General features: G+C 75.6%; 25 protein-coding genes. 9 read left to right on the forward strand and 16 right to left on the reverse strand.

What is annotated here, in order from left to right:
* Positions 1 to 178: 178 nt before the first annotated feature.
* From ACI8AB_RS10125 to ACI8AB_RS10135, 3 genes are all read left to right on the forward strand, one after another.
* Positions 179 to 1,678, forward strand: a complete 1,500-nt coding sequence (locus tag ACI8AB_RS10125) for an FdrA family protein (protein WP_456950032.1) — start codon at positions 179 to 181, stop codon at positions 1,676 to 1,678.
* The gene (locus ACI8AB_RS10130; RefSeq protein WP_387991107.1) at positions 1,675 to 3,090 is read left to right on the forward strand and encodes a YlbE family protein; all 1,416 of its coding nucleotides are present in this window, start codon (positions 1,675 to 1,677) and stop codon (positions 3,088 to 3,090) included. The genes ACI8AB_RS10125 and ACI8AB_RS10130 overlap by 4 nt, the downstream gene beginning before the upstream one ends.
* Before the next feature lie 129 nt (positions 3,091 to 3,219).
* Complete coding sequence (locus tag ACI8AB_RS10135) at positions 3,220 to 3,744, forward strand: hypothetical protein (RefSeq protein WP_456950033.1); 525 nt, start codon at positions 3,220 to 3,222, stop codon at positions 3,742 to 3,744.
* Positions 3,745 to 3,764: 20 nt separating this feature from the next.
* Here ACI8AB_RS10135 and ACI8AB_RS10140 read toward each other — a convergent pair whose 3' ends face one another.
* Entirely contained in the window at positions 3,765 to 4,529 is a 765-nt protein-coding gene (locus tag ACI8AB_RS10140; protein ID WP_456950034.1) for a DUF2470 domain-containing protein, read from the reverse strand.
* 65 nt (positions 4,530 to 4,594) lie between these two features.
* Between ACI8AB_RS10140 and rpsD the strand changes: the two genes are divergently transcribed.
* Complete coding sequence (rpsD, locus tag ACI8AB_RS10145; protein WP_387991098.1) at positions 4,595 to 5,197, forward strand: 30S ribosomal protein S4; 603 nt, start codon at positions 4,595 to 4,597, stop codon at positions 5,195 to 5,197.
* Here the strand turns inward: rpsD and ACI8AB_RS10150 are convergent.
* Together ACI8AB_RS10150 and ACI8AB_RS10155 are read right to left on the reverse strand one after the other, a co-directional pair.
* Positions 5,185 to 5,856, reverse strand: coding sequence for a 3-oxoacid CoA-transferase subunit B (locus tag ACI8AB_RS10150; RefSeq protein ID WP_387991095.1), 672 nt, complete (start codon positions 5,854 to 5,856; stop codon positions 5,185 to 5,187). The genes rpsD and ACI8AB_RS10150 overlap by 13 nt on opposite strands.
* A complete protein-coding gene (locus tag ACI8AB_RS10155) occupies positions 5,853 to 6,521 on the reverse strand; it encodes a 3-oxoacid CoA-transferase subunit A (RefSeq protein WP_456950035.1) in 669 nt (222 codons plus the stop codon). The genes ACI8AB_RS10150 and ACI8AB_RS10155 overlap by 4 nt, the downstream gene beginning before the upstream one ends.
* Before the next feature lie 137 nt (positions 6,522 to 6,658).
* Here ACI8AB_RS10155 and ACI8AB_RS10160 point away from each other — a divergent pair, with 137 nt between their 5' ends.
* The gene (locus ACI8AB_RS10160) at positions 6,659 to 6,817 is read left to right on the forward strand and encodes a hypothetical protein (RefSeq protein WP_456950036.1); all 159 of its coding nucleotides are present in this window, start codon (positions 6,659 to 6,661) and stop codon (positions 6,815 to 6,817) included.
* Between the two features lie 30 nt (positions 6,818 to 6,847).
* Here ACI8AB_RS10160 and ACI8AB_RS10165 read toward each other — a convergent pair whose 3' ends face one another.
* The 10 genes from ACI8AB_RS10165 to ACI8AB_RS10210 all read right to left on the reverse strand — a co-directional run bounded on the left by ACI8AB_RS10165 (position 6,848) and on the right by ACI8AB_RS10210 (position 13,586).
* Entirely contained in the window at positions 6,848 to 7,111 is a 264-nt protein-coding gene (locus ACI8AB_RS10165; protein ID WP_387991089.1) for a hypothetical protein, read from the reverse strand.
* A gap of 12 nt (positions 7,112 to 7,123) precedes the next feature.
* Complete coding sequence (locus ACI8AB_RS10170) at positions 7,124 to 8,248, reverse strand: SRPBCC family protein (protein ID WP_456950037.1); 1,125 nt, start codon at positions 8,246 to 8,248, stop codon at positions 7,124 to 7,126.
* Positions 8,245 to 9,972: a hypothetical protein gene (locus tag ACI8AB_RS10175; protein WP_456950038.1), complete on the reverse strand. Its 1,728-nt coding sequence runs from the start codon at positions 9,970 to 9,972 to the stop codon at positions 8,245 to 8,247. The genes ACI8AB_RS10170 and ACI8AB_RS10175 overlap by 4 nt, the downstream gene beginning before the upstream one ends.
* 93 nt (positions 9,973 to 10,065) lie before the next feature.
* Positions 10,066 to 10,818 (reverse strand): GvpL/GvpF family gas vesicle protein, encoded by a 753-nt coding sequence (locus ACI8AB_RS10180; protein WP_456950039.1) that lies wholly within the window; start codon positions 10,816 to 10,818, stop codon positions 10,066 to 10,068.
* A 2-nt stretch (positions 10,819 to 10,820) separates the two neighbouring features.
* On the reverse strand, positions 10,821 to 11,264 hold the full coding sequence (locus ACI8AB_RS10185) for a gas vesicle structural protein GvpA (protein ID WP_456950040.1): 444 nt from the start codon (positions 11,262 to 11,264) through the stop codon (positions 10,821 to 10,823).
* Complete coding sequence (locus ACI8AB_RS10190) at positions 11,261 to 11,635, reverse strand: gas vesicle protein K (RefSeq protein ID WP_456936121.1); 375 nt, start codon at positions 11,633 to 11,635, stop codon at positions 11,261 to 11,263. Before ACI8AB_RS10190 ends, ACI8AB_RS10185 begins: the two co-directional genes overlap by 4 nt.
* Complete coding sequence (gene gvpJ / locus ACI8AB_RS10195) at positions 11,632 to 11,844, reverse strand: gas vesicle protein GvpJ (protein WP_456950041.1); 213 nt, start codon at positions 11,842 to 11,844, stop codon at positions 11,632 to 11,634. Before gvpJ ends, ACI8AB_RS10190 begins: the two co-directional genes overlap by 4 nt.
* Positions 11,837 to 12,874, reverse strand: a complete 1,038-nt coding sequence (locus ACI8AB_RS10200; protein ID WP_456950042.1) for a GvpL/GvpF family gas vesicle protein — start codon at positions 12,872 to 12,874, stop codon at positions 11,837 to 11,839. Before ACI8AB_RS10200 ends, gvpJ begins: the two co-directional genes overlap by 8 nt.
* Positions 12,871 to 13,308, reverse strand: coding sequence for a gas vesicle protein (locus ACI8AB_RS10205; RefSeq protein WP_456950043.1), 438 nt, complete (start codon positions 13,306 to 13,308; stop codon positions 12,871 to 12,873). The genes ACI8AB_RS10200 and ACI8AB_RS10205 overlap by 4 nt, the downstream gene beginning before the upstream one ends.
* On the reverse strand, positions 13,305 to 13,586 hold the full coding sequence (locus ACI8AB_RS10210; protein WP_387991065.1) for a gas vesicle protein GvpO: 282 nt from the start codon (positions 13,584 to 13,586) through the stop codon (positions 13,305 to 13,307). Before ACI8AB_RS10210 ends, ACI8AB_RS10205 begins: the two co-directional genes overlap by 4 nt.
* A 126-nt stretch (positions 13,587 to 13,712) precedes the next feature.
* On the opposite strand from ACI8AB_RS10210, the gene ACI8AB_RS10215 reads away from it, so the two are divergent.
* On the forward strand, positions 13,713 to 14,255 hold the full coding sequence (locus ACI8AB_RS10215) for an RNA 2'-phosphotransferase (protein WP_456950044.1): 543 nt from the start codon (positions 13,713 to 13,715) through the stop codon (positions 14,253 to 14,255).
* A 351-nt stretch (positions 14,256 to 14,606) separates the two neighbouring features.
* Here the strand turns inward: ACI8AB_RS10215 and bar are convergent, their stop codons facing one another.
* Positions 14,607 to 15,710, reverse strand: coding sequence for a barbiturase (gene bar, locus ACI8AB_RS10220; protein WP_387991056.1), 1,104 nt, complete (start codon positions 15,708 to 15,710; stop codon positions 14,607 to 14,609).
* A gap of 27 nt (positions 15,711 to 15,737) precedes the next feature.
* Positions 15,738 to 16,691 carry a carbamate kinase gene (locus ACI8AB_RS10225; protein ID WP_456950045.1) on the reverse strand — a complete coding sequence of 318 codons (954 nt, stop codon included), beginning with the start codon at positions 16,689 to 16,691 and terminating at the stop codon, positions 15,738 to 15,740.
* A gap of 126 nt (positions 16,692 to 16,817) precedes the next feature.
* Here ACI8AB_RS10225 and ACI8AB_RS10230 point away from each other — a divergent pair, with 126 nt between their 5' ends.
* Positions 16,818 to 17,258 carry a hypothetical protein gene (locus ACI8AB_RS10230; protein ID WP_456950046.1) on the forward strand — a complete coding sequence of 147 codons (441 nt, stop codon included), beginning with the start codon at positions 16,818 to 16,820 and terminating at the stop codon, positions 17,256 to 17,258.
* A gap of 3 nt (positions 17,259 to 17,261) precedes the next feature.
* Here ACI8AB_RS10230 and ACI8AB_RS10235 read toward each other — a convergent pair whose 3' ends face one another.
* Positions 17,262 to 18,080: a PHP domain-containing protein gene (locus ACI8AB_RS10235; RefSeq protein ID WP_456950047.1), complete on the reverse strand. Its 819-nt coding sequence runs from the start codon at positions 18,078 to 18,080 to the stop codon at positions 17,262 to 17,264.
* A gap of 78 nt (positions 18,081 to 18,158) precedes the next feature.
* On the opposite strand from ACI8AB_RS10235, the gene ACI8AB_RS10240 reads away from it, so the two are divergent.
* Positions 18,159 to 20,384 carry a RecQ family ATP-dependent DNA helicase gene (locus ACI8AB_RS10240; protein ID WP_456950048.1) on the forward strand — a complete coding sequence of 742 codons (2,226 nt, stop codon included), beginning with the start codon at positions 18,159 to 18,161 and terminating at the stop codon, positions 20,382 to 20,384.
* Positions 20,385 to 20,424: 40 nt separating this feature from the next.
* Positions 20,425 to 21,057, forward strand: coding sequence for an alpha-ketoglutarate-dependent dioxygenase AlkB (locus ACI8AB_RS10245; protein ID WP_456950049.1), 633 nt, complete (start codon positions 20,425 to 20,427; stop codon positions 21,055 to 21,057).
* The last annotated feature ends 477 nt before the right edge of the window (positions 21,058 to 21,534 follow it).

The raw sequence follows: 21,534 nt of genomic DNA on the forward strand, positions 1-21,534 counted from the left end.
CCTCCTCGCGAGGCACAGCCGATGCGGGCCGGGAGGTGCCGCCACCCCCGGGAGGCCGTCACAGTGTCACGCGACACGCGGGCGCGAAAGTGCCTCAGCGCTAAATGTTCGACCGGAAGCAAGATCGTTGCGACGCCGATATCTCACCGCTGAGGGATCTCCCGGTACGGTCGGCGGGGTGAGCGATCCAGGCCCCGGAGAGGGCGTCCGGCACGTCTCCCTGCGCAGCGGCGTCTACGCGGACTCGGTGCGGTTGATGCAGGTCAGCCGCGATGTCGGCGCCCGGGAGGGGGTGACCGCGGTCCTCGTCGCCATGGCCACGCCGCTCAACGTCGAGCTCGCCGCGGGCATGGGGCTGGCGCCCGCGGAGACCCCCGCGCCCGACCAGCTGCTCATCGCCGTCCGGGCCGTGGACGACGACGCGCTGGCCGCCGCGGTGGCCGCCGTCGACGCCGCCCTGGCCGAGCGCGAGCGCTCCCGCGCCACCGCCGACGCCCAGCCGGCCCGCACGATCGGCGCCGGCCTCGACGACCTCGAGCCGGGGACCCCGGCACTGGCGATCGTGAGCGTCCCCGGGCAGTACGCCGCGCTCGAGGCCGCCGACGCGATCGCCGCCGGCCGCAGCGTGCTGGTCTTCTCCGACGGCGTCCCGGTCGAGCAGGAGGTCGCGCTCAAGCGCGCCGCGCACGCCGCCGGCGTCCTGGTCATGGGCCCCGACTGCGGCACCGCGATCGTGTCCGGCGTCGCGCTCGGCTTCGCCAACGTGGTGCGCCCCGGGCCGGTCGGCGTCGTCGCGGCGTCGGGGACCGGCGCGCAGCAGGTGTCCTGCCTGCTCGACGCGGCAGGCGTCGGCGTCTCGCACGTGATCGGCGTCGGCGGGCGCGACCTGTCCGAGGCCGTCGGCGGCCTGGCCACCCTCGACGCGTTGGCGGCGCTGGACGCCGACCCGGCCACCGAGCGGGTGCTCGTGGTCTCCAAGCCGCCGGCGCCGTCGGTGGCCGAGGCCGTGGAGCGGGCCGCCGCGGGGCTGTCCACGCCGGTCCGGTCGGCCGCCCTGTCGCCGGAGACGCCGGACCTCACCGCCGCCGTCGAGGCGCTGCTGACCGACATGGGCCTCGACGTCCCCGTCTGGCCCTCGCGGCCCGGCCCGGCGGAGGCCGCGCAGCCCGGGGCGGTGCTCAAGGGCCTCTACTCCGGCGGCACGCTGGCCGACGAGGCGATGCTCCTCGCCGCCCCCGTGCTGGGCGACGTCCGGTCCAACACCCCGCTGCGGCCCGAGCTGGACCTCGGGACGGACCTGTCCGCCCGCGGCCACGTCGTCGTCGACTTCGGCGACGACGCCCTCACCGTCGGCCGCGCCCACCCGATGATCGACCCGACGCTGCGGCTGGAGGCGATCGAGCGGCTGGCCGCCTCGGGCGAGCCCGCCGTGCTGCTGCTCGACGTCGTCCTCGGCCACGGCGCCGACGCCGACCCGGCGGCGGCCCTCGCCCCGGCGCTGGCCGCCGCGCGCGAACGCGCGCACCTGCCGGTGGTGGTCGCGCTGGTCGGCACCGAGGCCGACCCCCAGGGCTGGAGCCGGCAGGCCGACGCCCTCGCCGCGGCCGGTGCCGCGGTCTTCGCCTCCAACGCCGCGGCCACGCGGTACGCCCTCGACCTGCTGGGAGCGCAGCGATGAGCCTGGGTGGTCTGCTGGACGGCCCGCCGGCGGTGGTGGCCGCGGGTGTCGACGTCTTCTCCGGCGCGCTGCGCGCCCAGGGGGCGTCGGTGGCCGACGTCGACTGGCGGCCACCCGGCTTCGGCGACGCCGGCGACCTCGCCGCGCTGGCGCTGGACCCGCGACGGGCGGCGGCCAACCGGACGGCGGTCGAGCGGGTGCTCGCCGCCGGGTCGGTGCTGGTCGACGTCCGCCCGGCCCGGGAGGTGCTCGGCCTCGAGGGGCGCACGCTGCTGCACTCCGGCCCGCCGCTGACCTGGGAGGCGGCGTCGGGGCCGATGCGCGGGGCGCTGATCGGCGCCTGCCTGTTCGAGGGCTGGGCGTCCACGGTGGCCGACGCCGAGGCGCTGCTCGCGTCCGGCGGCGTGGAGCTCGAGCCGTGCCACCACCGCTCCGCCGTCGGCCCGATGGCCGGGGTGACCTCGCCGTCGATGTGGGCGTGGTGCCTGGAGGACCCGGTGGGCGGCGGCCGGGCCTACTGCAACCTCAACGAGGGCCTGGGCAAGGTGCTGCGGATGGGCGCCTTCGGCGAGGAGGTGCTCACCCGGCTGGCCTGGATGCGCGACGTCCTCGGCCCGCTGCTGGCCCGCGCGGTGCGCTCGATGGCCGAGCCGCTGGACGTCAAGGCCGTGCTCGCGCAGATGCTGCAGATGGGCGACGAGGGGCACAACCGCAACCGCGCCGGCTCGCTGATGACCCTGCGCGAGCTGTCCCCGGCGCTGGTCGCCCTCGACGCACCGTCGGACGACGTCGCGGCGGCGCTGCGCTTCATCGGCGGCAACGAGCACTTCTTCCTCAACCTCGGCATGCCGGCGGCGAAGCTGGCGATGGACGCCGCCCGCGACGTCCCGGGCTCGACGCTGGTCACCGTCATGGCGCGCAACGGCACCGAGTTCGGCGTGCAGACCGCCGGCACCGGCGACCGCTGGTTCACCGGCCCCGCGCAGACGCCGGTCGGCCTGTTCCTCGGCGACTACGGCCCCGAGGACGCCAACCCCGACATCGGCGACTCCGCGATCATGGAGACCTACGGCGTCGGCGGGTTCTCGATGGCCGCCGCGCCGGCGATCGTGCGGTTCGTCGGGGGCACCGTGCCCGACGCGCTGGCCACCACCGAGCGGATGTACCAGCTCACCCTGGCCGAGAACCCGGCGATGGCCATCCCCATCCTCGGCTTCCGCGGCGCCCCGACCGGCATCGACGTCCTCGCCGTGGCCCGCACCGGCTGGCTGCCGCAGATCAACACCGGCATGGCCGGGCGGGTGGCCGGCACGGGTCAGGTGGGCGCGGGCCTCGTGCAGCCGCCGCGGGAGTGCTTCGAGCAGGCGCTGGCCGCCCTCGCCGAGGAGGCCCGCGCCGCGACCGCGGCCTGACCCGGGTCCCGCTTGCCGGGCCCGGCGGGGACCGGCCAGGCTGCGGCGCGTGGGGACCAGCGCCTGGCCGGACGACGGACCGGACGACGACGCCCTGCGACGGACGGTGCGCCGCAGAACGAGCTGCCGGTGGCCCTGCCGCAGAACGTGCTGCTCGCCCGCACCGACGACGTCGTGGTGGTCCTGTTGGGGATGCAGGTCTACTCGACGGGCCTGGCGTTCGACCTCGGCGTCCGGATCCGGCCGGGGAGCCTGTCCGGGGCCGAGCTCCACGAGGTGCTCTGGCGGCCCGGCGTGCCACCGCTGCTCCTGGGGCTCGAGCTGGCCGACGGCACGCGGGTGGACAACGTCGGCGAGCCCCGGCAGGGCGGGGGCGTCGTCCTCACCCAGGGGAGCGGCTCGGGCAGTGAGAACTCCGTCGACCACTCCTGGTGGTTGTCCCCGCTGCCGCCGGCCGGGCCGCTGACGGTGGTCGTGCGGTGCCCGGAGCTCGGTGTCCCGGAGACCAGCACGGTGCTCGACGGGACGGCGATCCGCGAGGCCGCCGACCGGGCGGTCACGCTGTGGCCCTGGGAGCCCCCTCGACGGCGCGGCCCCGACCTGCCGCCCTCCCCACCGGAGATCCCGGAGGACAGCTGGTTCGCCCGCCGCTGACCGGAGGTCCCGCGGGACCGCTAGGCCGGGCCGCAGGCGAGCAGGGTGTCCAGCGCGGCGGCCAGGCCCTCCCCGCCGGTCAGCGGGGCCCGGAACGGCACGCGCAGGTCGTAGCAGGAGTGCCGCGCCTCGACGCGGAACCGCACCCCGTGCCGGTCCAGCCCGAGCAGGCGGACGTCGTCGTGCGGGCCGGCCCAGGCCCGCACCCGGCCGCGCAGGGTGTCCAGCGCACCGGCGTGCACGGTGGCGAGGCCGGACTCGTCGGCGCTCACCGGGTCCGGCCGCGCGTCCGCGAACTCCTCGGGCTCGACCTCCGACGACGTCCCGGCGTCGGTGAGCAGCGCCTCGGCGAGGTCCAGGCGCAGCAGCACCGCGCCCAGGCCGACGTCGAGCAGCGCGTCCGAGGGCCGGACGTCGGCGAGGTCGAGCAGGGCCGTCTGCACGCCGGCCGGGTGCACCGGGGTCAGCCAGCCGGACAGCTCCACCTGCCCGCGCACCGGGTGCTGCACCGGGAAGGGCGTGCGGTCGGTGACGGTCAGCCGCGCCGGCAGGTCGCCCAGGGGCGAGGTCCGCAGCGCCGTCGCCAGGCGCCCGTCCGCGGGGACGACGACGAGCACCTGCCCGGACGCCGTCGTCCCGGTGACCGTCACCTCGACCGCGCCGACGCCGGCCGCGTGCAGCGCCGCCGAGGCCCGGGCGGCCACCGTGCGGGCGCGCTCGGCGGGGGAGGGCTGCGGGATGCCGGTGGTGCCCGAACCGGCGCGGGAGGAGGGGCCGGCGGTCATCGATCACCTCGGGTGTCGGGATGGGGGTAAGGTGAACCTAACCTAACTCGACGACGGAGGTCCCGTTGAACACCCCGCGCCCCAAGGTCCGGCTCAGCCGCCGGCTCGGCCTGCCGCTCACCCCGAAGGCCGTGAGCTACTTCGAGCGCCGCCCCTACCCGCCGGGCGAGCACGGCCGCAAGCGCAAGCAGCAGAGCGACTACTCGACCCGGCTGCTGGAGAAGCAGCGGCTGCGGGCGCAGTACGACGTCAGCGAGACCCAGCTGCGCCGGGCGTTCGACCGGGCCCGGCGCACCGGCGGCAAGACCGGCGAGGCGCTGATCCAGGACCTCGAGTCGCGGCTGGACGCCACGGTGCTGCGGGCCGGGTTCGCGCGGACCATCTACCAGGCCCGCCAGTTCGTCACCCACCGGCACGTGCTCGTCAACGGCCGCCGGGTGGACCGCCCGTCCTACCGGCTGCGCCCGGGCGACTGGATCTCGATCGCCGAGGGGTCGCGGACCCGGGAGCCGTTCCAGGTCGCCGCGTCCGGCGCGCACGCCACCGCCCCGGCCTACCTCGAGGTGCGGCTGGCCGACCTCACCGCCCGGGTGGAGCGCGTGCCCGCCCGCGAGGAGGTCCCGGTGGTGTGCGAGGAGCAGCTGGTCGTGGAGTACTACTCCCGCTGACCCGGCACCAGCACCCCGACGTCGTCGGCGAAGGACAGCCGGGCGGCCGTGGCGCCCTGGAGGTCGTCGCGGCCGAGCCCGGCCACCATCTCGCGCACGAGGAACCCCTCGGCGGTGACGTCGAGGACGGCGAGGTCGGTGTAGACGCGGTCGACCACGCCGGCGGCGGTGAGCGGGTAGGTGCAGCGCGGCACGAGCTTGGGCTCGCCGGCCTTCGTCGTGTGCGTCGTCATCACCAGCACCCGCTTCGCGCCGACGGCGAGGTCCATCGCGCCGCCGACCGCCGGCGGGTGCGAGGCGTCGTCGGTGGCCCAGTTGGCGAGGTCGCCGTGCTCGGAGACCTGGAAGGCGCCGAGCACGGTCAGGTCGACGTGGCCGCCGCGCATCATGAGGAACGCGTCGGTGTGGTGGAAGAACGCCCCGCCGGGCAGGAGGGTCACCGGCTGCTTGCCGGCGTTGATCAGCTCGGGGTCCTCCTCGCCCGGTGCCGGGGCCGGACCCATGCCGAGGATCCCGTTCTCCGAGTGGTAGACGACCTCCCGGTCGTCCCCGACGCAGTCGGCGACCAGCGTGGGCAGGCCGATGCCGAGGTTGACGTAGGCGCCGTCGGGGATGTCCCGGGCGATCCGCCGTGCGACGTCCCGTGTGTCCAGCCTCACGCCCTGCCCACCTCCACGACGCGGTCCACGAAGATCCCCGGCGTCACGATCACCTCCGGGTCCAGCCCACCCAGCTCCACGAACTCGTCCACCTGGACGACGGTCAGCGCGGCCGCCGCGGCCATCGTCGGGCCGAAGTTCCGCGCGGCGGTGCGGTAGACGAGGTTGCCCCAGCGGTCGGCGCGCGCGGCCCGGACCAGGGCGACGTCGCCGGGCAGGGGCTCCTCGAAGACGTGCCGGCGGCCGTCGATCACCCGCACCTCCTTGCCCTCGGCGAGGCGGGTGTCGGCACCGGTCGGGGTGAAGAACCCGCCGAGGCCCGCGGCCGCCGCGCGCATCCGCTCGCTGAGCGTGCCCTGCGGGACCAGCTCGAGCTCCACCTCGCCGGCGCGCCAGCGCTCCTCGAACCAGACCGAGCCGGCCGAGCGCGGGTAGGAGCAGACGATCTTGCGCACCCGCCGCTCGCGCAGCAGCGCCGCGACGTCGGTCTCGCCGGAGCCGGCGTTGTTGGTGACGACGGTGAGGTCGGTGGTCCCCTGGTCGAGCAGCGCGTGCACCAGCTCCACCGGGACGCCGGAGGCGCCGAACCCGCCGATGAGCACGGTCGCGCCGTCCTCGATGCCCGCGACGGCGTCGGCCAGTGACCCGACCCGCTTGTCGATCATCCGCACCTCTCCGGTCCGTCGGCGTGCCCCGACGCTAACGGGCCGGCGCGCGCCCGGCTCCACCGCCGGGCTGCGGCCGTGGGGCACACCGGCCCCCGGACGGCGACGACGGCCCCGACGGGGAGTTCCTCCGGCGGATGGGCCCGCCGGACGACGAGGTGCCGGTGACGCTGCCGGTGACCGTGCGGCTCGCCCGCACCGGCGACGCCGCCGGCGCCCCCGGACCTGCCGCCGGGGTCGGGTTCCGCGGACCCCATGACCGCGGAGACGCCACCGGCCGGCGCCGGGTGCCGTGAGGGCCCCGACGCCGGCCGGTGACGGTCGGTTCAGCTGGACAGGCGGACCAGCCGCTGGATCAGCGACCGGCTGGGGAACCGGTCCTGGCGGATCTTGTCCAGCAGGATCTCCGCGTACTCCTGCTTGCGCCACGGCGTGAGGAGCGCCTCGACGTCGTCCATCATCGTCGCCGACGGGTAGTGGTCGGTCTCGATCTTCTCCAGGAGGACGTCGAGGACCTCCTCCCGGACGCTGAGCGAGATCGCCGCCTCACGCAGGGACGCGGGGACCTCGCCGTTCTCGGTCTGCGACACCGTCGCCTCCTCTCAGCGGGTCCCGGCGGGTGCTGCCCGCCGCGCCCGTCGCCGCGGGGGCGCGCCGCCCCCGGATCCGTCGCCGGAGGACGCCCCCGCGGGGACCGGCTCCTCCTCCGGAGCCTCCTCCGGGGCCTCCTCGGGAGCCTCCTCCTCGGGCTCCTCCTCAGCGCCCTCCTCCTCGCCGGCCTCCTCCTCGTCGTACCCGGCTTCCTCGTCGTAGCCGGTCTCGTCCTGGTCCTCGGCCTCTTCCGGGGACTCGGTACCGGTCTCGTCCGGCTCCGGCTCGTCGGGTCCGCGGACCACCTCGCCGTCCCGGATCTCCCCACGCCAGCTGCCGGTGGCCTCGCCGCGCATCATGATGAAGCGCCGGAAGTGCTTGAGGTCCAGCCGGGCGCGGCGACCCTGGGCCCGCCAGATGTTGCCGGTCTTCTCGAACAGGCCCTGCGGGTAGTACTCCATGACCAGCAGGACCTGCGTGAGGTCGTCGGCGAGCGGGTGGAACGTGATGACGCCCTTGGTCGTGCCCTTGGCGCCCTCGGTGGTCCAGACGATCCGCCGGTCCGGGATCTGCTCGGTGACGCTGGCCTTCCAGTTCCGCCGGGACTTGAACACCTTCACCCGCCAGTTGCTGGACACCTCGTCGGCCTGGTCGACCGAGTCGACGCCCTTCATGAAGCTGGCGAACTCCTGGTACTGCGTCCACTGGTCGTAGGCGACGTTTACCGGGACGCCGACGTAGACGTCCTCGACGATGTTGACGAACTTCTTGTTGCCGCCGGCCCCGCCGCCCTTGCGGAAGACGCCCTTGATCTTCTCCTTGATGCCGGAGCCCACGCCGCCGAGGACCGCCTTGACCGGGCTGTCGCCCTCGGCCAGCCGGGAGATGGCCCCGGTGGCGGCGGGGGCGACGAAGCCGCCGCCCTCGGCCTTCTCCTTGAGGTTGTCGGTGACGCCGCCGACCTTGGTGCCGAGCGACTTCACCGCGTCGGTGGCGCGGGCCTTGGCGTAGTCCTTCGCCGCGTCACCGAGGCGGCCGATCACGGGGTTGCTGGCGAGCCCGCCGAGCAGGCCCCCGCCACCTCCGCCGCCGCCGCCGCCGGTGTCCTGGTTCTCCTGGTTCTCCGTGCTGGTCATGCCCGGGTTCCTTCCGTGCGCGGACGACGGGGTGAGCGGCCCTGCGGCCGGGCGCGGCGTGCCGGCTCGGCCTCGTTCTGGCGGCCCTCGTCACGGCCGGCGGCCTCCTGGCCGCCGCCGGACGCGGCCTCGCCGGTCTGCCGGGACCGTCGGCGGGGAGCCTCCGAGGACTGCCCCCGGTCCCCCTGTGCCCTTTCCCCTCGAGGCTGACGGCCCTGCGGACGCCGGGCCCCACGGCGCGGCGGCAGCGGGGTCTCCTGCGGGGCCTCGTCCTCGCCGGTGCCGGCGTCGTCCGACTCGGCGCTGTCCGACTCGGCGGTGTCATCACCCGGCGAGCCACCGGCCTGGCCCGGGTCGACGTCGACGTCGGCGTGGCCGGGGTCGGGGGTGCGGTCCTCGCCCTCGTCCTCGCCCTCGTCCTCCGTGGACGTGGCGTCCTCGGCCGTGGCCTCGTCGGACTCCGCCTCGTCCTCGTCGGACTCCGCCTCGTCCTCGTCGGAGGTGTCGCCCTCCGCGGTGAGGTCGGTGTCGCCCTCGTCCTCGTCGGACTCGGCGTCCTCGTCGGCCGTGTCGTCCTCGGCGGTGAGGTCGGCGTCCCCCTCGTCCTCGGCGGACTCCTCGTCCTCGTCGGACTCCTCGTCCTCGGCGGACTCCTCGTCCTCGTCGGACTCCTCGTCCTCGTCGGACTCCTCGTCCTCGTCGGACTCCTCGTCCTCGTCGGACTCCTCGTCCTCGTCGGAGGTGTCGTCCTCGGCGGTGAGGTCCTCGTCCCCCTCGTCCTCCGCCTCGTCCTCGTCGCCCTCCTCGTCGTCGTAGGCGTCCTCGTCGTCCTCGTAGTCGTCCTCGTCGGACTCGGCGTCCTCGTCAGCCGTGTCGTCCTCGGCGGTGAGGTCCTCGTCCCCCTCGTCCTCCGCCTCGCCCTCGTCGGACGCGTCCTCGTCGGACTCCGCCTGGTCCTCGTCGGACGCGGTCTCGGACTCGCCGGTGTCCTCCGCGGCCCCGGCGTCCTCGGACTCGTCCGCCTCGGTGTCCTGGTCCTCAGCGGTGTCCTGGTCCTCAGCGGTGTCCTGGTCCTCAGCGGTGTCCTGGTCCTGGGCGGTGCCGGTGTCCTGGTCCTCGGTGTCCTGGTCCGCGGACCCGGCGGTGTCCTCGTCGCCGGCCTTGCCGGTGTCCTCGCCGGTGTCCTCGCCGGTGTCCTCCTCCTTGCCCTTGCCCTTGCCGGTGATCGCCCGGAGGCCACGGCGCAGTACGCCGGTGCCCGACTCGGCCGCGCCGCCCGCGGCGCCGCCCGCGGCGCCGGCCGCCTTGCCGGCGGTGTCGGTGGCCGTGGAGGCGGCCTCGCCGGCGGTGTCGGTGGCCTTGAGCGCCGCCTCGCCCACGGTGTCGGCGGCCTTCCCGGCCTTCTCGTTCAGGGCGGCCGTGCGCTGCTCCAGCGCCTTCGTCAGCGCCGCGAGCTGGGTGTCGAAGGTGGCCGTCGCCGCGCTCCTGCCGGCCTGCAGCAGGGGACCGCGCAGCTGGGTCAGCAGCTCCTTGGCCTCGTTGCTGCTGGCGACGGACAGGAGGGCCTCACGCAGGAGGCGCTTGGGGTCCAGGGCGGACTGCGAGCCGGCGACCCACATGGCGAAACTGAGTGCGGCCCGGCCCTTCTTCATGCGGCCCAGCAGGTAGCCACCGAGCGTGGCGGCCCCCAGCTTGAGCACGGACGGGGTGGGACTCTCGGTCACAGTGGTCCTCTTCTCCCACCAGGGACCTGGTCCCCGGTGCACCTGGTCGATCGACTGCCGCCGGCCCCCGTACCGACGGTGTGCTGCTTTCCCTCACCACCCCCATCGCGAACGGGGTGCGGGCTGCGAACCCACGACCACGTCGTCCAGGAAGCTGTAGACGGGCATCGGGCCCACGTACTCGACGCTCGCGCTGCCGGCGGCGGCCTCCCGCAGCCGGGCGACCGCGGCGTCGGCGTCGTCGAGCCGGTCGCGCCGGACCAGGTACGCCGTCCGCGACACCTGGTCGTCGACGTGCAGCTCGCGCGACTGCTCGGCCACCCCGGACAGCTCCTGCGTCCAGGTGGCGGCGAGCTCGGCCTGCAGGTCGGCGACGCGCGCGGCCACGGCCTCGCCCACCGCCATCCGGTCGGCCAGCGAGGCCCCCGGCACCCGGGCGCGCGCGGCGAGCCGCGCGATGTCCGGGTCGTCGCGGCTCACCGCGGCGACCGAGGCGTCGGTGTCGAAGTCGAGGTCCAGCCGCAGCTCGACCAGGTCGGCCACGGCGGCCAGGCGCTGGGCCAGCTCGTCCGCCGACGGCTCGAGCACCTCGGCCCGGACGGCGTCCTCGTCGGGCGCGACGGTCCCGAACGGCAGCGGCAGCACCGGGACGGTCACCACCAGGGCCACCAGCAGGTCGAGGTGCGCGACGGCGTCGTCGCCCACCAGGTCGCCGTCCGGCGCGTCGGACACCACCGCCGCCAGCGGACCGGCGACGACGGCGCGCGGCTGCCGCAGCCGGCCGGGCGGCACCCGGCCGACGGCGGGGGCGTCGGACTCGCGGACGACGCCGTGGACGAGCAGCACCGTCAGCTCCGGTTCTGCGGCCGCCGCGACGCCGGGGCACCACGCTCGCCGCCGCCGCGCGAGCCGCCGTCGCCCTCGTCCTCGCGGTTCCGGTCGCGGCCGGTGAGGGAGCCGATGACGTCCTGCGCGGTCTCCCGGGCGCCGCTCAGGGCTCCTTTCGTCGCCGACTTCGGCCCACCCTGTGTCACCTCGCGGATGAGGCCGGGCAGGCCCGCGACCTGGTCCTGCGGCTGCAGGTCCAGCCGGTTGACCGCCTCGGCGAAGCGCAGGTAGGTGTCGACGCTGGCGATGACGATCCGCGCGTCGATGGTGAGCAACTCGATGCCCACCAGCGCCACGCGCACGTACGCGTCGATGACGATGCCCTTGTCGAGGACGACGTCGAGGACGTCCGCGAGGCCGCTGGGCCGGGGGGCGCGGTTGACGGAGGACGTGGACATGGTCATGGCTGTCTCCTGCTCGGGTCGGGGTCAGGGGGCCGTGCTCGGGTGCCCGTGGTGCCACCGCGCGCCAGCGCGGTGAGGTCGAGGGGCAGGTACAGGTCCTCGGGGACGACGCCGAACGCGTCGATCAGCTCGTCGAAGGTGGCCTCCAGGTCGATCAGCGCCCGGCCGAGCTGCTCGACCTGGGCGTCGGTGAGGTCGCCGGCGTCCACCCGCCGCAGCGCCTGGCGCTCGACGACCTGGCGGACGACCTCCAGCAGGGACACGACCAGCCGCCCCAGCGAGCGGCCGACCTCCTCGCCGCTGCCCTCGAGGCGGCGGGCGGCGCCGGACGGTCCCCTCCGCTGCGGTGGCGGGAGGTCGGGGCCGGTCACCGGAGGTCCTCCGTGCCGGCCGGCTGCGGCTCCTGGGGCTGGACGGCGGTGAGCAGCAGGCGCAGGTCCAGCCGGACCAGGTCGATGCCGGCCAGGGTGATGACGACGTCCCCGCCGACGTAGGCGCCGCGCTGCAGCACCCGGTCGAGCAGCTCGACCAGGCTCGTGCCCCGGGTGTCCCCGCCGAGGATGCCGGTCCGCTCAGCCACCGTGGCCCTCCGCGGTCAGCGCGGCGAAGGAGTACGGCGGCCAGGGCCCACTGACCTCCAGCGCGAGTCCGTCGTCCTCGAGCTCGCTCCGGAGGTCCCCGACCGCGGCGAGGAACGCCTCCTCCGCGTCCGGCACCACCAGGCAGGCGAGGTCGAGCAGCAGCCCGGATGCCGGCGCGGCGCCGCGGTGCAGGCACTCCCGGACGTGCGGGTCCAGCGCCTGCTCGAGCCGGTCGGCCGCCCGGGCGGCGTCGCGGGCGGCCTCGTCCCGCTCGCGCAGCGCCTGCCGGCGCCGGGCCAGGTACGCGGTGCCGGTCAGCTCCTCCCGGTCGGGCCGGGACCCGCCGTCGGCGGCCTCCTCGCCGTCGGCCGGGCGGACCAGCCGGACGCCCCACTCGCGGGCGTCGCCGATGCGGGTCAGCTGCTCGCGGGCCACGGCGGCGTGCTCGGCCAGGAGGCGGCGGGCGGCCGTCTCGTCGGGGACGGCGGTGCCCAGCCGCAGCGGCAGCACCGGACCGGCGGCGACGGCGGCCCGGACGACGGCGTCGTGGCCGCGGGCCAGCAGCGCCAGCCGCCCGCCCTCGGACAGGTCGTCGGGGTCGACCTCCAGGTCGGCCCGCGGCACGCGGCGCACGAGCAGGCCGAGGTCGCCGTCGGTGACCAGCTCGAGGGGGCGCCCCCCGTGGGGGGCGCCGGACGGGTCCGCGGGCACCGGGAGGTCGGCGGGGGCCAGCGCGAAGGCGTACAGCACCTCGCCCGGCAGCGGGGCCGCGTCGGTCCGGGGCGGGGGCACGGGAGGCGGTGCCGGCTCGGGCGGCGCGGCGGGCTCGGGCCGTGCGGCCGCGGCCGGCGCGGGGGCCGCACCCGCGGCCCGGCCGGCGAGGACCTCCGCCACCAGGGCGTCGGCGAGCAGGCCGGCCAGCCGCTCGACCGCCAGTTCGCGGCCCCGGACGACCGCGTCCGCCAGCACCTCGGGGCCCAGCTCGCGGGCCACCCGGGTGAGGCGGTCGGGGACGTCGGGACCGGTCACCGCTGCTCGGCTCCCCGCCGCTCCGTCGCCCCGCCCGTCGCCTCGTCCGAGGCTGCCGGGCCGGCCTCGAGGCCCTGCCGGCGGACCAGGTCCTCCAGCTCGGCCACGCGCGCCCGCAGCGCGGCGACCTCGCCGTCGTCGCGCTCGCCGTCGTCGCGCTCGCCGCCCTCGACGGCCGGCGCGGGCCGGCCGGAGAAGAACGGGTCGTGGCTCCACCAGTCCAGGCCCATCTCGCGGGCGGTCTCCGCGGAGGACACGAACAGGCGCAGCTTCAGGGTCAGCAGCTCGATGTCGAGGATGTTCACGACGATGTCGCCGGCGATGACGATGCCCTTGTCGAGCACCCGCTCGAGCACGTCGGCCAGCGAGTCGGGCTGCCGGCCGAGTGCTCCGCTGCCGACGCCGACCTGCCGGCGGGCGACGGGGCCGCTCATGCCTGGTCCACCTGGCCCCGGCTGAAGCGGCGCAGCCGCTCGAACCCGGTCAGCGTGCCGGAGCCGTCCATGTCGACCCGGTAGGTCGCCATGACGCTCGTCGTGGTGGGGATGCGCTCGAGCTCGACGACGTCGACCAGCACGGACCACCCGTCGCCGTCCCGGCGCACACCGGTGGTGGCGACGGGCTCGAGGCCCGTCAGAGCCATGAACTGCTCCAACGCGCCCCGGACGGCGCCCACGAGTCCCCCGTGACCCTCGCGATGATCCGTGTCCATTGGCTTGGCCCACTTCACTCGTCGAATGATCAGGATGCGCCTCTACCCTGCCCCCTTCCAGGAGAAACGGATAGATCACGGACCGGTGACGGTGCACCGGAGCCGGTCCCGGGGCACCGCTGACCCGTGGACGTCGTCCGGGTGAGCAAGCGGTTGTCCTACGTCCTGCGGCACCGGCCCGACAGCGTCGGCATCGCCCTCGACGAGGCAGGCTGGGTCGACGTCGACGTGCTGCTGGCCGCTCTCGCCGCGCACGGCACGCCGCTGACCCGCGGGGACCTCGACCGCGTCGTCGCCGGGAACGACAAGCGGCGCTTCGCCTACGACCCGGGCGGCACGCGCATCCGCGCCAGCCAGGGGCACAGCGTGCCGGTCGCGCTCGGGTACGCGGCCGAGTCGCCGCCGGCCGTGCTGTTCCACGGCACCCCGGTGCGCCACCTGCCGTCGATCCTCACCGAGGGGCTGCGGCCGGGCCGCCGGCACGCGGTGCACCTGAGCCCCGACGAGGCGACCGCCCGGACGGTCGGGGAGCGCCGGGGCCGCGCCGCCGTCCTCCGCGTCGACGCGGCGGGGCTGGCCGCCACCGGGGCGGTGTTCACCCGGTCGGCCAACGGCGTGTGGCTGGTCGACGCCGTCCCGCCGGCCTTCCTGGCCGTCCTCGACGGATGACCCCGGCTGCCGTCCCCGGACCGCCGCCGGGGCCGGTGCGGCCGAGGACGGGCGGGGATCCGCGACGTCGTCGTCGGGGAGCCGTCCCCCCGCGGGTGGGCCGACGCCGGGATCCGGGGAGTCCCGTGCGCATCGCCTCGCCGGCCGCACCGCGGTCGTCACCGGCTCGTCCCGGGGCATCGTCGCCGGTCGGCCGCGACCTGCCCTGGGACGAGGCGCGGGGGCGGTTCACGCCTCGCCGCCGGCTCGGCCACCACGGGCGGCGCGCTGCGCGTCGACGGCGGCTGCGTCGACGCGATCCTGCCGTGAGCGGGACCCGCGGGGGAGCGCCCCGCGGGTCCCGCGCCGGCCTCAGGCCCTGACGATCGCCGCGACCGGGCCGCCGCCCGACGGGCCCTGGTGCACCGCTGCCACGGACACGAACACCGCCGGGTCGCCGGTCACCGACGCCGCGACGCCCCCGACGGTCGCCTTGATCTGCCGGTGCCAGAAGACGTCGGAGTCGTCGAGCATCGCGTTGCGCCGGCCGCGGACGTAGCCGGTCGGGTCGGCCTCGCACTTGAGGAAGACGTTGACCAGCCGGTCGCCGAGGTCGCTGACGTGCGGGCGCTCGGGCAGGTCGAGGCCGGCCTGGCGGATGGCGTCCCAGATGCCGTCCTGGTCCAGGGCGTCCTTCATCACCGAGTGGCCGATGCGGTAGTTCCCGCCGTGCCCGCGCGCGTTGCCGACGACGACGATCTGCGCCCGGTCGAGCTCCACGCCCGACGAGCACGAGGCGACCGCGCTGTACAGGGACAGGTCGCGCATGACCTGCTCCTGCTCGGGCATCTCGATCTCGCCGAGCGCCACCGCGATGCCCAGCGCCGTCGTGCCGTTGGACAGGTCCATCGAGCCGTGCGGCTCGTCGTAGTAGGTGTCCTTGCCGCGGTTCTTCGCGTCGCGGATGGTCTCGATGGTGAGCAGCGGCGTCTTGGTCTGCACGTAGTGGACGTCGGCCGGGTCGGTGATCCCGGCGGCCTCCATCGCGCGGCGCACGCCCTCGGCGACCTTCTCCACCATCGCGATGCGGCCGATGTCCTCGGGGAGGATGACGTCGCTCATCGCGTAGCCCACGGTCAGCCGCGGCTCGTCGGTCTTCTCGACGGCGTCCTCGGGCAGCGTCGCGAAGATCGTCGCGTGCGGGCTGATCACGCCGTCGGTGCCACCGGACCACACGATCGGGATCTCGGCGACCTCCTCCTTCGACCGGCTGCCCTTCTCCAGCAGCACCTCGCGGAAGGCGCGGTCGGCGATGATCCGGGTGTAGTCGTTGACGCCGCCGTTGCCCTCGGTCTTGCCGATGACGGCGACGACCCGGTCGGCCTCCATGACGCCGTCGTCGATGAGCTTGGCCAGCTCGCTGGCGTCGCTCACGTTGTGCAGCGGGACCTTGCGGACCTCGATCGGTGCGGGCACCTGTTCCTCTTCTCTGTGCAGCGTTCCCTATGCGGCGGTGAGCACGGTCCCGACGGCGTCCCCGGTGACGGCGTCGGCGATGTTCTCGAGCGAGGTGACGACGGCCCGCTGGCCGCCGCCCTCCACGAAGCGCAGGACGGCCTCGACCTTGGGACCCATGGAGCCCCGGGCGAACTGGCCCTCCCCGGCGTGCGCGCGGAGCTCGGCCACCGTGACCCGGCCGAGCGGGCGCTGGGACGGCGTCCCGAAGTCGACCATCACGTTCGCGACGTCGGTGGCGATCACCAGTGTGTCGGCCTCCAGGTCGCGCGCCAGGACGGCGGCGGTGAGGTCCTTGTCGATGACGGCCTCGACGCCCCGCAGGGCGGCACCGTCCCCGCCGTCGTCGGTCACCGGGATGCCCCCGCCACCGGCGCAGACGACGACGAAGCCGGCCGCGGCGAGGGCGTGGATCGCGGGGGAGTCGACGACCGACCGCGGCTCGGGCGAGGCGACCACCCGCCGCCAGCCCCGCGGGCCGCGGTCCTCCCAGACCTGGCCGAGGGCGACGAACCGCTCGGCCTCCTCGCGCGGGAGGAAGCGGCCGACCGGCTTCGACGGCTCGCGGAAGTGCGGGTCGTCCGCGTCGACCAGGGTGCGGGTGACCAGCCCGGCGGTGCGCTGGGGCAGCCCCCGGGCGGCCAGGGCCGCGTCCAGCTCGTCGGCGACGGTGAAGGCGATGGTGGCCTGAGTCTGCGCGACGTTCCAGTCCAGCGGCACCGGCGGCACGACGTGGGCGGCGAGCTCGTTCTTGACCAGCAGGTTGCCCACCTGCGGGCCGTTGCCGTGGGTGAGCACCACCTCGACCCCGGCGGCCACCACCTCGGCGACGTGGCCGGCCGCCTCGCGGATCGCGTTCCGCTGGGCCTCCGGGGTGGCCGCGCCGTCGGCGCCGGTCATGGCGTTGCCCCCGAGGGCGATCACCACGCGGCGGGACGTCACCCCGGCGACCCTAGCGGCGTTTCTCTTAGCGGTGAAGTAGTTGTCGGGACCTCGTGCCCCTCCGCGGGACCCCCGGCCACGGGACACTGCCGGGGAGGAGCGGGGGCCGCCCGGGAGGAGACGGTGATGCGCGTCCGCTTCGGCTTCGACACCCGCGCCACCCCTGCCCAGGTCCGCGAGGCGTTCACCGACGTCGGCGACCGGCGGCTGGAGGTGTGGTCGAAGACCCTCGACCCGGCGAGGTACGAGGTCCGCGAGCAGGGCGAGGGCTGGGCCGTGCTGCGCGAGGGCAGCGCGGGCGTCCCGTTCTGGGTGCTGCTGCGCTACGAGTGGCCGGACCCGGACCGGGTCACCTGGACGCTGCTGGACAGCGACCACTGCGACCGCGGCACCGGCGAGGTCCGGATCACCCCGCGGGACGACGGCGGCAGCCACGTCGACGTGACGTGGCGCCACAGCGGCGGCCGGGGGCTGCGCGGGCGGGCGGTGCTGCTGGCCCAGGGCCTGATCGCCCCTGTCGCGCTCCCCCGGGTCTATCGCGCCGCCCTCGACCGGGCGGCCGGCTGAGCCTCAGCGGCGCCAGAAGTCGAAGCGGTCCCGCCCGGGTCGGAACCCGGCGGCCTCGACGACGTCGACGGCGAGGTCGAAGCGCTGCCCCACCGCGCCGGGCTGGTGGGCGTCGCTGCCGAAGCTGACCGCCTCGCCGCCCTCCTCGCGGAACCAGCGCACCTGGTCGACCGACGCCAGCGGGCTGCTCGTGTTCACCTCGAGCGCCCGGCCGGTCCCGGCCAGCGCGCGGAACACCGCCCGGTACTCCTCCTCGTAGTCCTTCTCCACGTACCGGTGCGACCCGCCGGGCCAGTACCGCCGCGGGAAGTCCACGTGCGCGAGCACCTGGAAGACGTCGCTGCTCTCCACCATGTCGACGACCTCGGCCAGGTAGCGGCGCATCGTCCCGTCGGCGTCGGAGTAGAGCAGCTGCCCGACCCCGTACAGCCGGCCCTCGTGGTGCAGCGAGTGCAGCGACCCCAGGATCCGGTCGATCGGCGCGCCGGACAGGTGGGCGGCGACGCTGGACTCGAACAGGTGCGGCTCGCCGGCCTCGACGCCGGACCAGATGCGCAGCTCGGGGAACCGCTCGCGGACCTCGGTCAGCTCGGCCCAGTAGCCCTCGGTGTCGATCGGCTCGTGCCGCGAGGCGTGCCGGTCGACCAGGCCGAGGGTGGTGGCCCGGTCGTCGGGGCCCCACACGGTGAAGTCGAGGTGCTCGGTGAAGGCGATCGCCGGCAACCCCTGCGCCACGGCCTGCTCGCAGGCACGCGCCATCGTCACGCTGCTCGGGGTGTCCCACGACCACCCGGTGTGCACGTGGTTGTCCGGCGGTCGCATCGTCCCCATCCTGCCCGTCGTCCCCGGGTCCCGCTCGCACGGTCCCGCTGTCGGGGGACCCACCTACTGTCGGGGGCCATGAGCACCGCCGCGCCCCCGTCCGATCTGGCCGCCGAGGCCCTCGGCGTCCTCCGCGAGCTGACCGGCCGGCCCGACGCGGTGTTCCGCGAGGGGCAGGACGCCGCCGTCGCCGCGCTTGTCGAGCGGTCGGAGCGGGCGCTGGTCGTGCAGCGCACCGGCTGGGGCAAGTCGGCGGTGTACTTCGTGTCCACCGCGCTGCTGCGCCGCCGCGGCGCCGGGCCCACCCTTCTGGTCAGCCCGCTGCTCGCGCTGATGCGCGACCAGGTGGCCGCCGCGGCCCGCGCCGGCATCCGCGCGGTGGAGATCTCCAGTGCCAACGCCACCGAGTGGGACGACGTCGCCGCGCGCCTGGCCGCCGACGACGTCGACGTCCTGCTCGTCTCCCCGGAGCGGCTGACCAACCCGCGCTTCCGCGAGGAGCAGCTACCCGGGCTGGTGGCCCGCTGCGGGCTGCTCGTCGTCGACGAGGCGCACTGCGTCTCCGACTGGGGGCACGACTTCCGTCCCGACTACCGCCGCATCCGCGACCTGCTCGGCACGCTGCCCGCCGGCACGCCGGTCCTCGCCACCACCGCCACGGCCAACGAGCGCGTCGTCGCCGACGTGGCCGAGCAGCTGGGCGCCGGCGGTGCCGGGGTGACGACGGTCCGCGGCCCGCTGGCCCGCGACTCGCTGCGCCTGGGTGTGCTGCGGCTGCCCACCGACCGCGCCCGGCTCGCCTGGCTGGCCGCCCACCTCGGCGACCTGCCGGGCAGCGGCATCGTCTACACGCTCACCGTCGCCGCGGCCGAGGAGACGGCGGGGCTGCTGCGCGGCGCCGGACACGACGTGCGCGCCTACACCGGCCGCCTCGACGACGCCGACCGCAAGGAGGCCGAGGAGGCGCTGCGGGAGAACCGGGTGAAGGCGCTGGTCGCCACGTCGGCGCTGGGCATGGGCTTCGACAAGCCCGACCTGGGCTTCGTCGTCCACCTCGGGGCGCCGTCGTCGCCGGTCAGCTACTACCAGCAGGTCGGCCGCGCCGGCCGCGCCGTCGACTCCGCCGACGTGCTGCTGCTGCCCGGCCCCGAGGACCTCGCCATCTGGCAGTGGTTCGCCACCTCGTCCATGCCGCGGGAGGACCACGCCGCGGCGGTGCTCTCGGCGATGGCCGACGGGAAGGCGTGGTCGGTGGCCCGGCTGGAGACCGTGGCCGACGTGCGCCGCTCGCGGCTGGAGCTGCTGCTGAAGGTGCTCGCCGTCGACGGCGCGGTGGAGCGGGTGCAGGGCGGCTGGCGGTCCACCGGCCGCCCGTGGGTCTACGACGCCGACCGCTACGCCCGCGTCGCCCGCACCCGGGAGGCCGAGCAGCGCGCGATGATCGTCTACGCGAAGCCGGTCGACGAGGCGCGCTGCCGGATGGCGTTCCTCCAGGAGGCGCTCGACGACCCGACCGCCGCCCCGTGCGGTCGCTGCGACGTCTGCGCCGGCCCCTGGTACCCGACCGACGTCCCCGCCGGCGCGGCCGAGGCGGCCTCCGCGGCGCTGGACCGCCCGGGAGTCGAGCTCGCCCCGCGCGCCCAGTGGCCCACCGGCGCCGACCGGCTCGGTGTCGAGGTGAAGGGGAAGATCGCGCCGGCCGAGCAGGTCGACCCGGGCCGGGCGGTCGCCCGGCTGACCGACCTGGGCTGGGGCCAGCGGCTGCGCACCCTGCTCGGTGACGACGGCGTCGGTGGCACGGTGACCCTCGACCTCGAGGCGCCCGGCATCGAGGAGGACCCGGACGCCGCCTTCGACGTGCCGGTGCAGCGCTCGGTGTCCGACGTCCCGCCGGACGAGGACCTGCTGCGCGCCTGCGCCCGCGTGCTGGGCGCCTGGGACTGGGCCGAGCGACCGGCGGCGCTGGTCGCCGTCCCCTCGCGCCGCCGTCCGCGGCTCGTGACCGGGGTGGCGCAGGGCCTGGCCCGGCTGGGGCGGCTGCCGTACCTGGGTGAGCTGTCGCTCGCGCACGGCGGCCCGACCGGGGGCCCGGGCGGGAACAGCGCCTTCCGGCTGGCCGGGGTGTGGCAGCGGGTCGTCGTCGGGCCGGAGCTGCGGTCGCGGCTGGACGAGCTGGGGCCGGTGCCGGTGCTGCTCGTCGACGACCTCGCCGACTCGCGCTGGACGATGACCGTCGCCGGGCGGGAGCTGCGGCTCGCGGGGGTTTCCCGCGTCCTGCCCTTCGCGCTCGCGCTCACCGCCTAGGGACTCGTACACACGTTCGAGCGCCGCTAGCCTGCTCGGCATGACGCTCGCGCACCAGCCGTCGATGTTCGACGTCGCCGAGGAGGCCGCGCTCACCCCGCTCCGGGGCCGGGTGCGGCGGCACGTGCTCAGCCGCGGGGCGTGGGTCGACCACCTCCCCGGCTGGGTCGCCGGCTCCGACGAGGTCCTCGAGGTCCTGCTCGGCGACATCGGCTGGCGGGCCGACCGGCGGCAGATGTACGACCGCGAGGTCGCCGTCCCGCGGCTGCTCCGCTGGTACGGGCGCGGCGAGACGCTGCCGCACCCGCTCCTGACCGAGGCCCGCGCCGCGCTCGACGCGCACTACGCCCCAGAGCTCGGCGAGCCGTTCGTCACCGCAGGCATGTGCCTCTACCGGGACGGACGGGACAGCGTGGCCTGGCACGGCGACCGGCTGGGACGCAGCCGCACGCAGGACACGATGGTCGCCATCGTCTCCTTCGGGTCGCCGCGGCCGCTGCTGCTCCGTCCGGCGGGCGGGGGCGGCGAGACCCTGCGCATCCCGCTGGGGCACGGGGACCTTGTGGTCATGGGCGGCTCGTGCCAGCGCACCTGGGAGCACTGCATCCCGAAGACGACCCGGCCGGTCGGACCGCGGGTGAGCGTGCAGTTCCGTCCCGCCGGCGTGGCCTGACGCGGGCGTCCAGCAGCACGGCCGAGGCCGGGAAGACGGGCGCGCTGCGCGTCGTTGCACCTCGTGCGCGCTCGCCCGCCGACAGCGTGGCGAGCGACACGGGGACCCCCCGTGCACGACCCCTCTGAGGCCGTGTAATGTGCTTCCTGCACCGAGCGAGAACGGACCGGGCCGGAAGGCCTGGGAAACCGCCGGGAGGGCCCGTGGGGCCGGACCGTTGCGGAGCCGGTGTTACAGTGGGGACACCGCCTCGAACGAAGGCCTGGAAAGGCTGGGGTTCGAGCGCGTCCGCTCCTTGAGAACTCAACAGCGTGCCGAAAGTCAGTGCCAAGTAGTACCCCGTTCCGGGTCTGGTGCCCGGATGGGATTCCTTTGGTTGATGACATCGAGAGTGCTAGCTCTCGGTTCTCGGCCAGCGATTGAATGCATCTACGGAGAGTTTGATCCTGGCTCAGGACGAACGCTGGCGGCGTGCTT

Source organism: Geodermatophilus sp. SYSU D00698 (assembly GCF_054050335.1).

What these genes read in the sequence shown, in the direction of transcription:
- ACI8AB_RS10130 (WP_387991107.1), top strand. Translation starts at nt 1,675, where the DNA reads ATGAGCCTGGGTGGTCTGCTGGACGGCCCGCCGGCGGTGGTGGCCGCG.
- ACI8AB_RS10160 (WP_456950036.1), top strand. Translation starts at nt 6,659, where the DNA reads ATGGGCCCGCCGGACGACGAGGTGCCGGTGACGCTGCCGGTGACCGTG.
- ACI8AB_RS10140 (WP_456950034.1), bottom strand. Translation starts at nt 4,529, where the DNA reads ATGACCGCCGGCCCCTCCTCCCGCGCCGGTTCGGGCACCACCGGCATC.
- ACI8AB_RS10210 (WP_387991065.1), bottom strand. Translation starts at nt 13,586, where the DNA reads ATGGACACGGATCATCGCGAGGGTCACGGGGGACTCGTGGGCGCCGTC.
- ACI8AB_RS10205 (WP_456950043.1), bottom strand. Translation starts at nt 13,308, where the DNA reads ATGAGCGGCCCCGTCGCCCGCCGGCAGGTCGGCGTCGGCAGCGGAGCA.
- ACI8AB_RS10170 (WP_456950037.1), bottom strand. Translation starts at nt 8,248, where the DNA reads ATGACCAGCACGGAGAACCAGGAGAACCAGGACACCGGCGGCGGCGGC.
- ACI8AB_RS10155 (WP_456950035.1), bottom strand. Translation starts at nt 6,521, where the DNA reads ATGATCGACAAGCGGGTCGGGTCACTGGCCGACGCCGTCGCGGGCATC.
- ACI8AB_RS10240 (WP_456950048.1), top strand. Translation starts at nt 18,159, where the DNA reads ATGAGCACCGCCGCGCCCCCGTCCGATCTGGCCGCCGAGGCCCTCGGC.
- ACI8AB_RS10245 (WP_456950049.1), top strand. Translation starts at nt 20,425, where the DNA reads ATGACGCTCGCGCACCAGCCGTCGATGTTCGACGTCGCCGAGGAGGCC.
- ACI8AB_RS10235 (WP_456950047.1), bottom strand. Translation starts at nt 18,080, where the DNA reads ATGCGACCGCCGGACAACCACGTGCACACCGGGTGGTCGTGGGACACC.
- ACI8AB_RS10230 (WP_456950046.1), top strand. Translation starts at nt 16,818, where the DNA reads ATGCGCGTCCGCTTCGGCTTCGACACCCGCGCCACCCCTGCCCAGGTC.
- ACI8AB_RS10185 (WP_456950040.1), bottom strand. Translation starts at nt 11,264, where the DNA reads ATGACCATGTCCACGTCCTCCGTCAACCGCGCCCCCCGGCCCAGCGGC.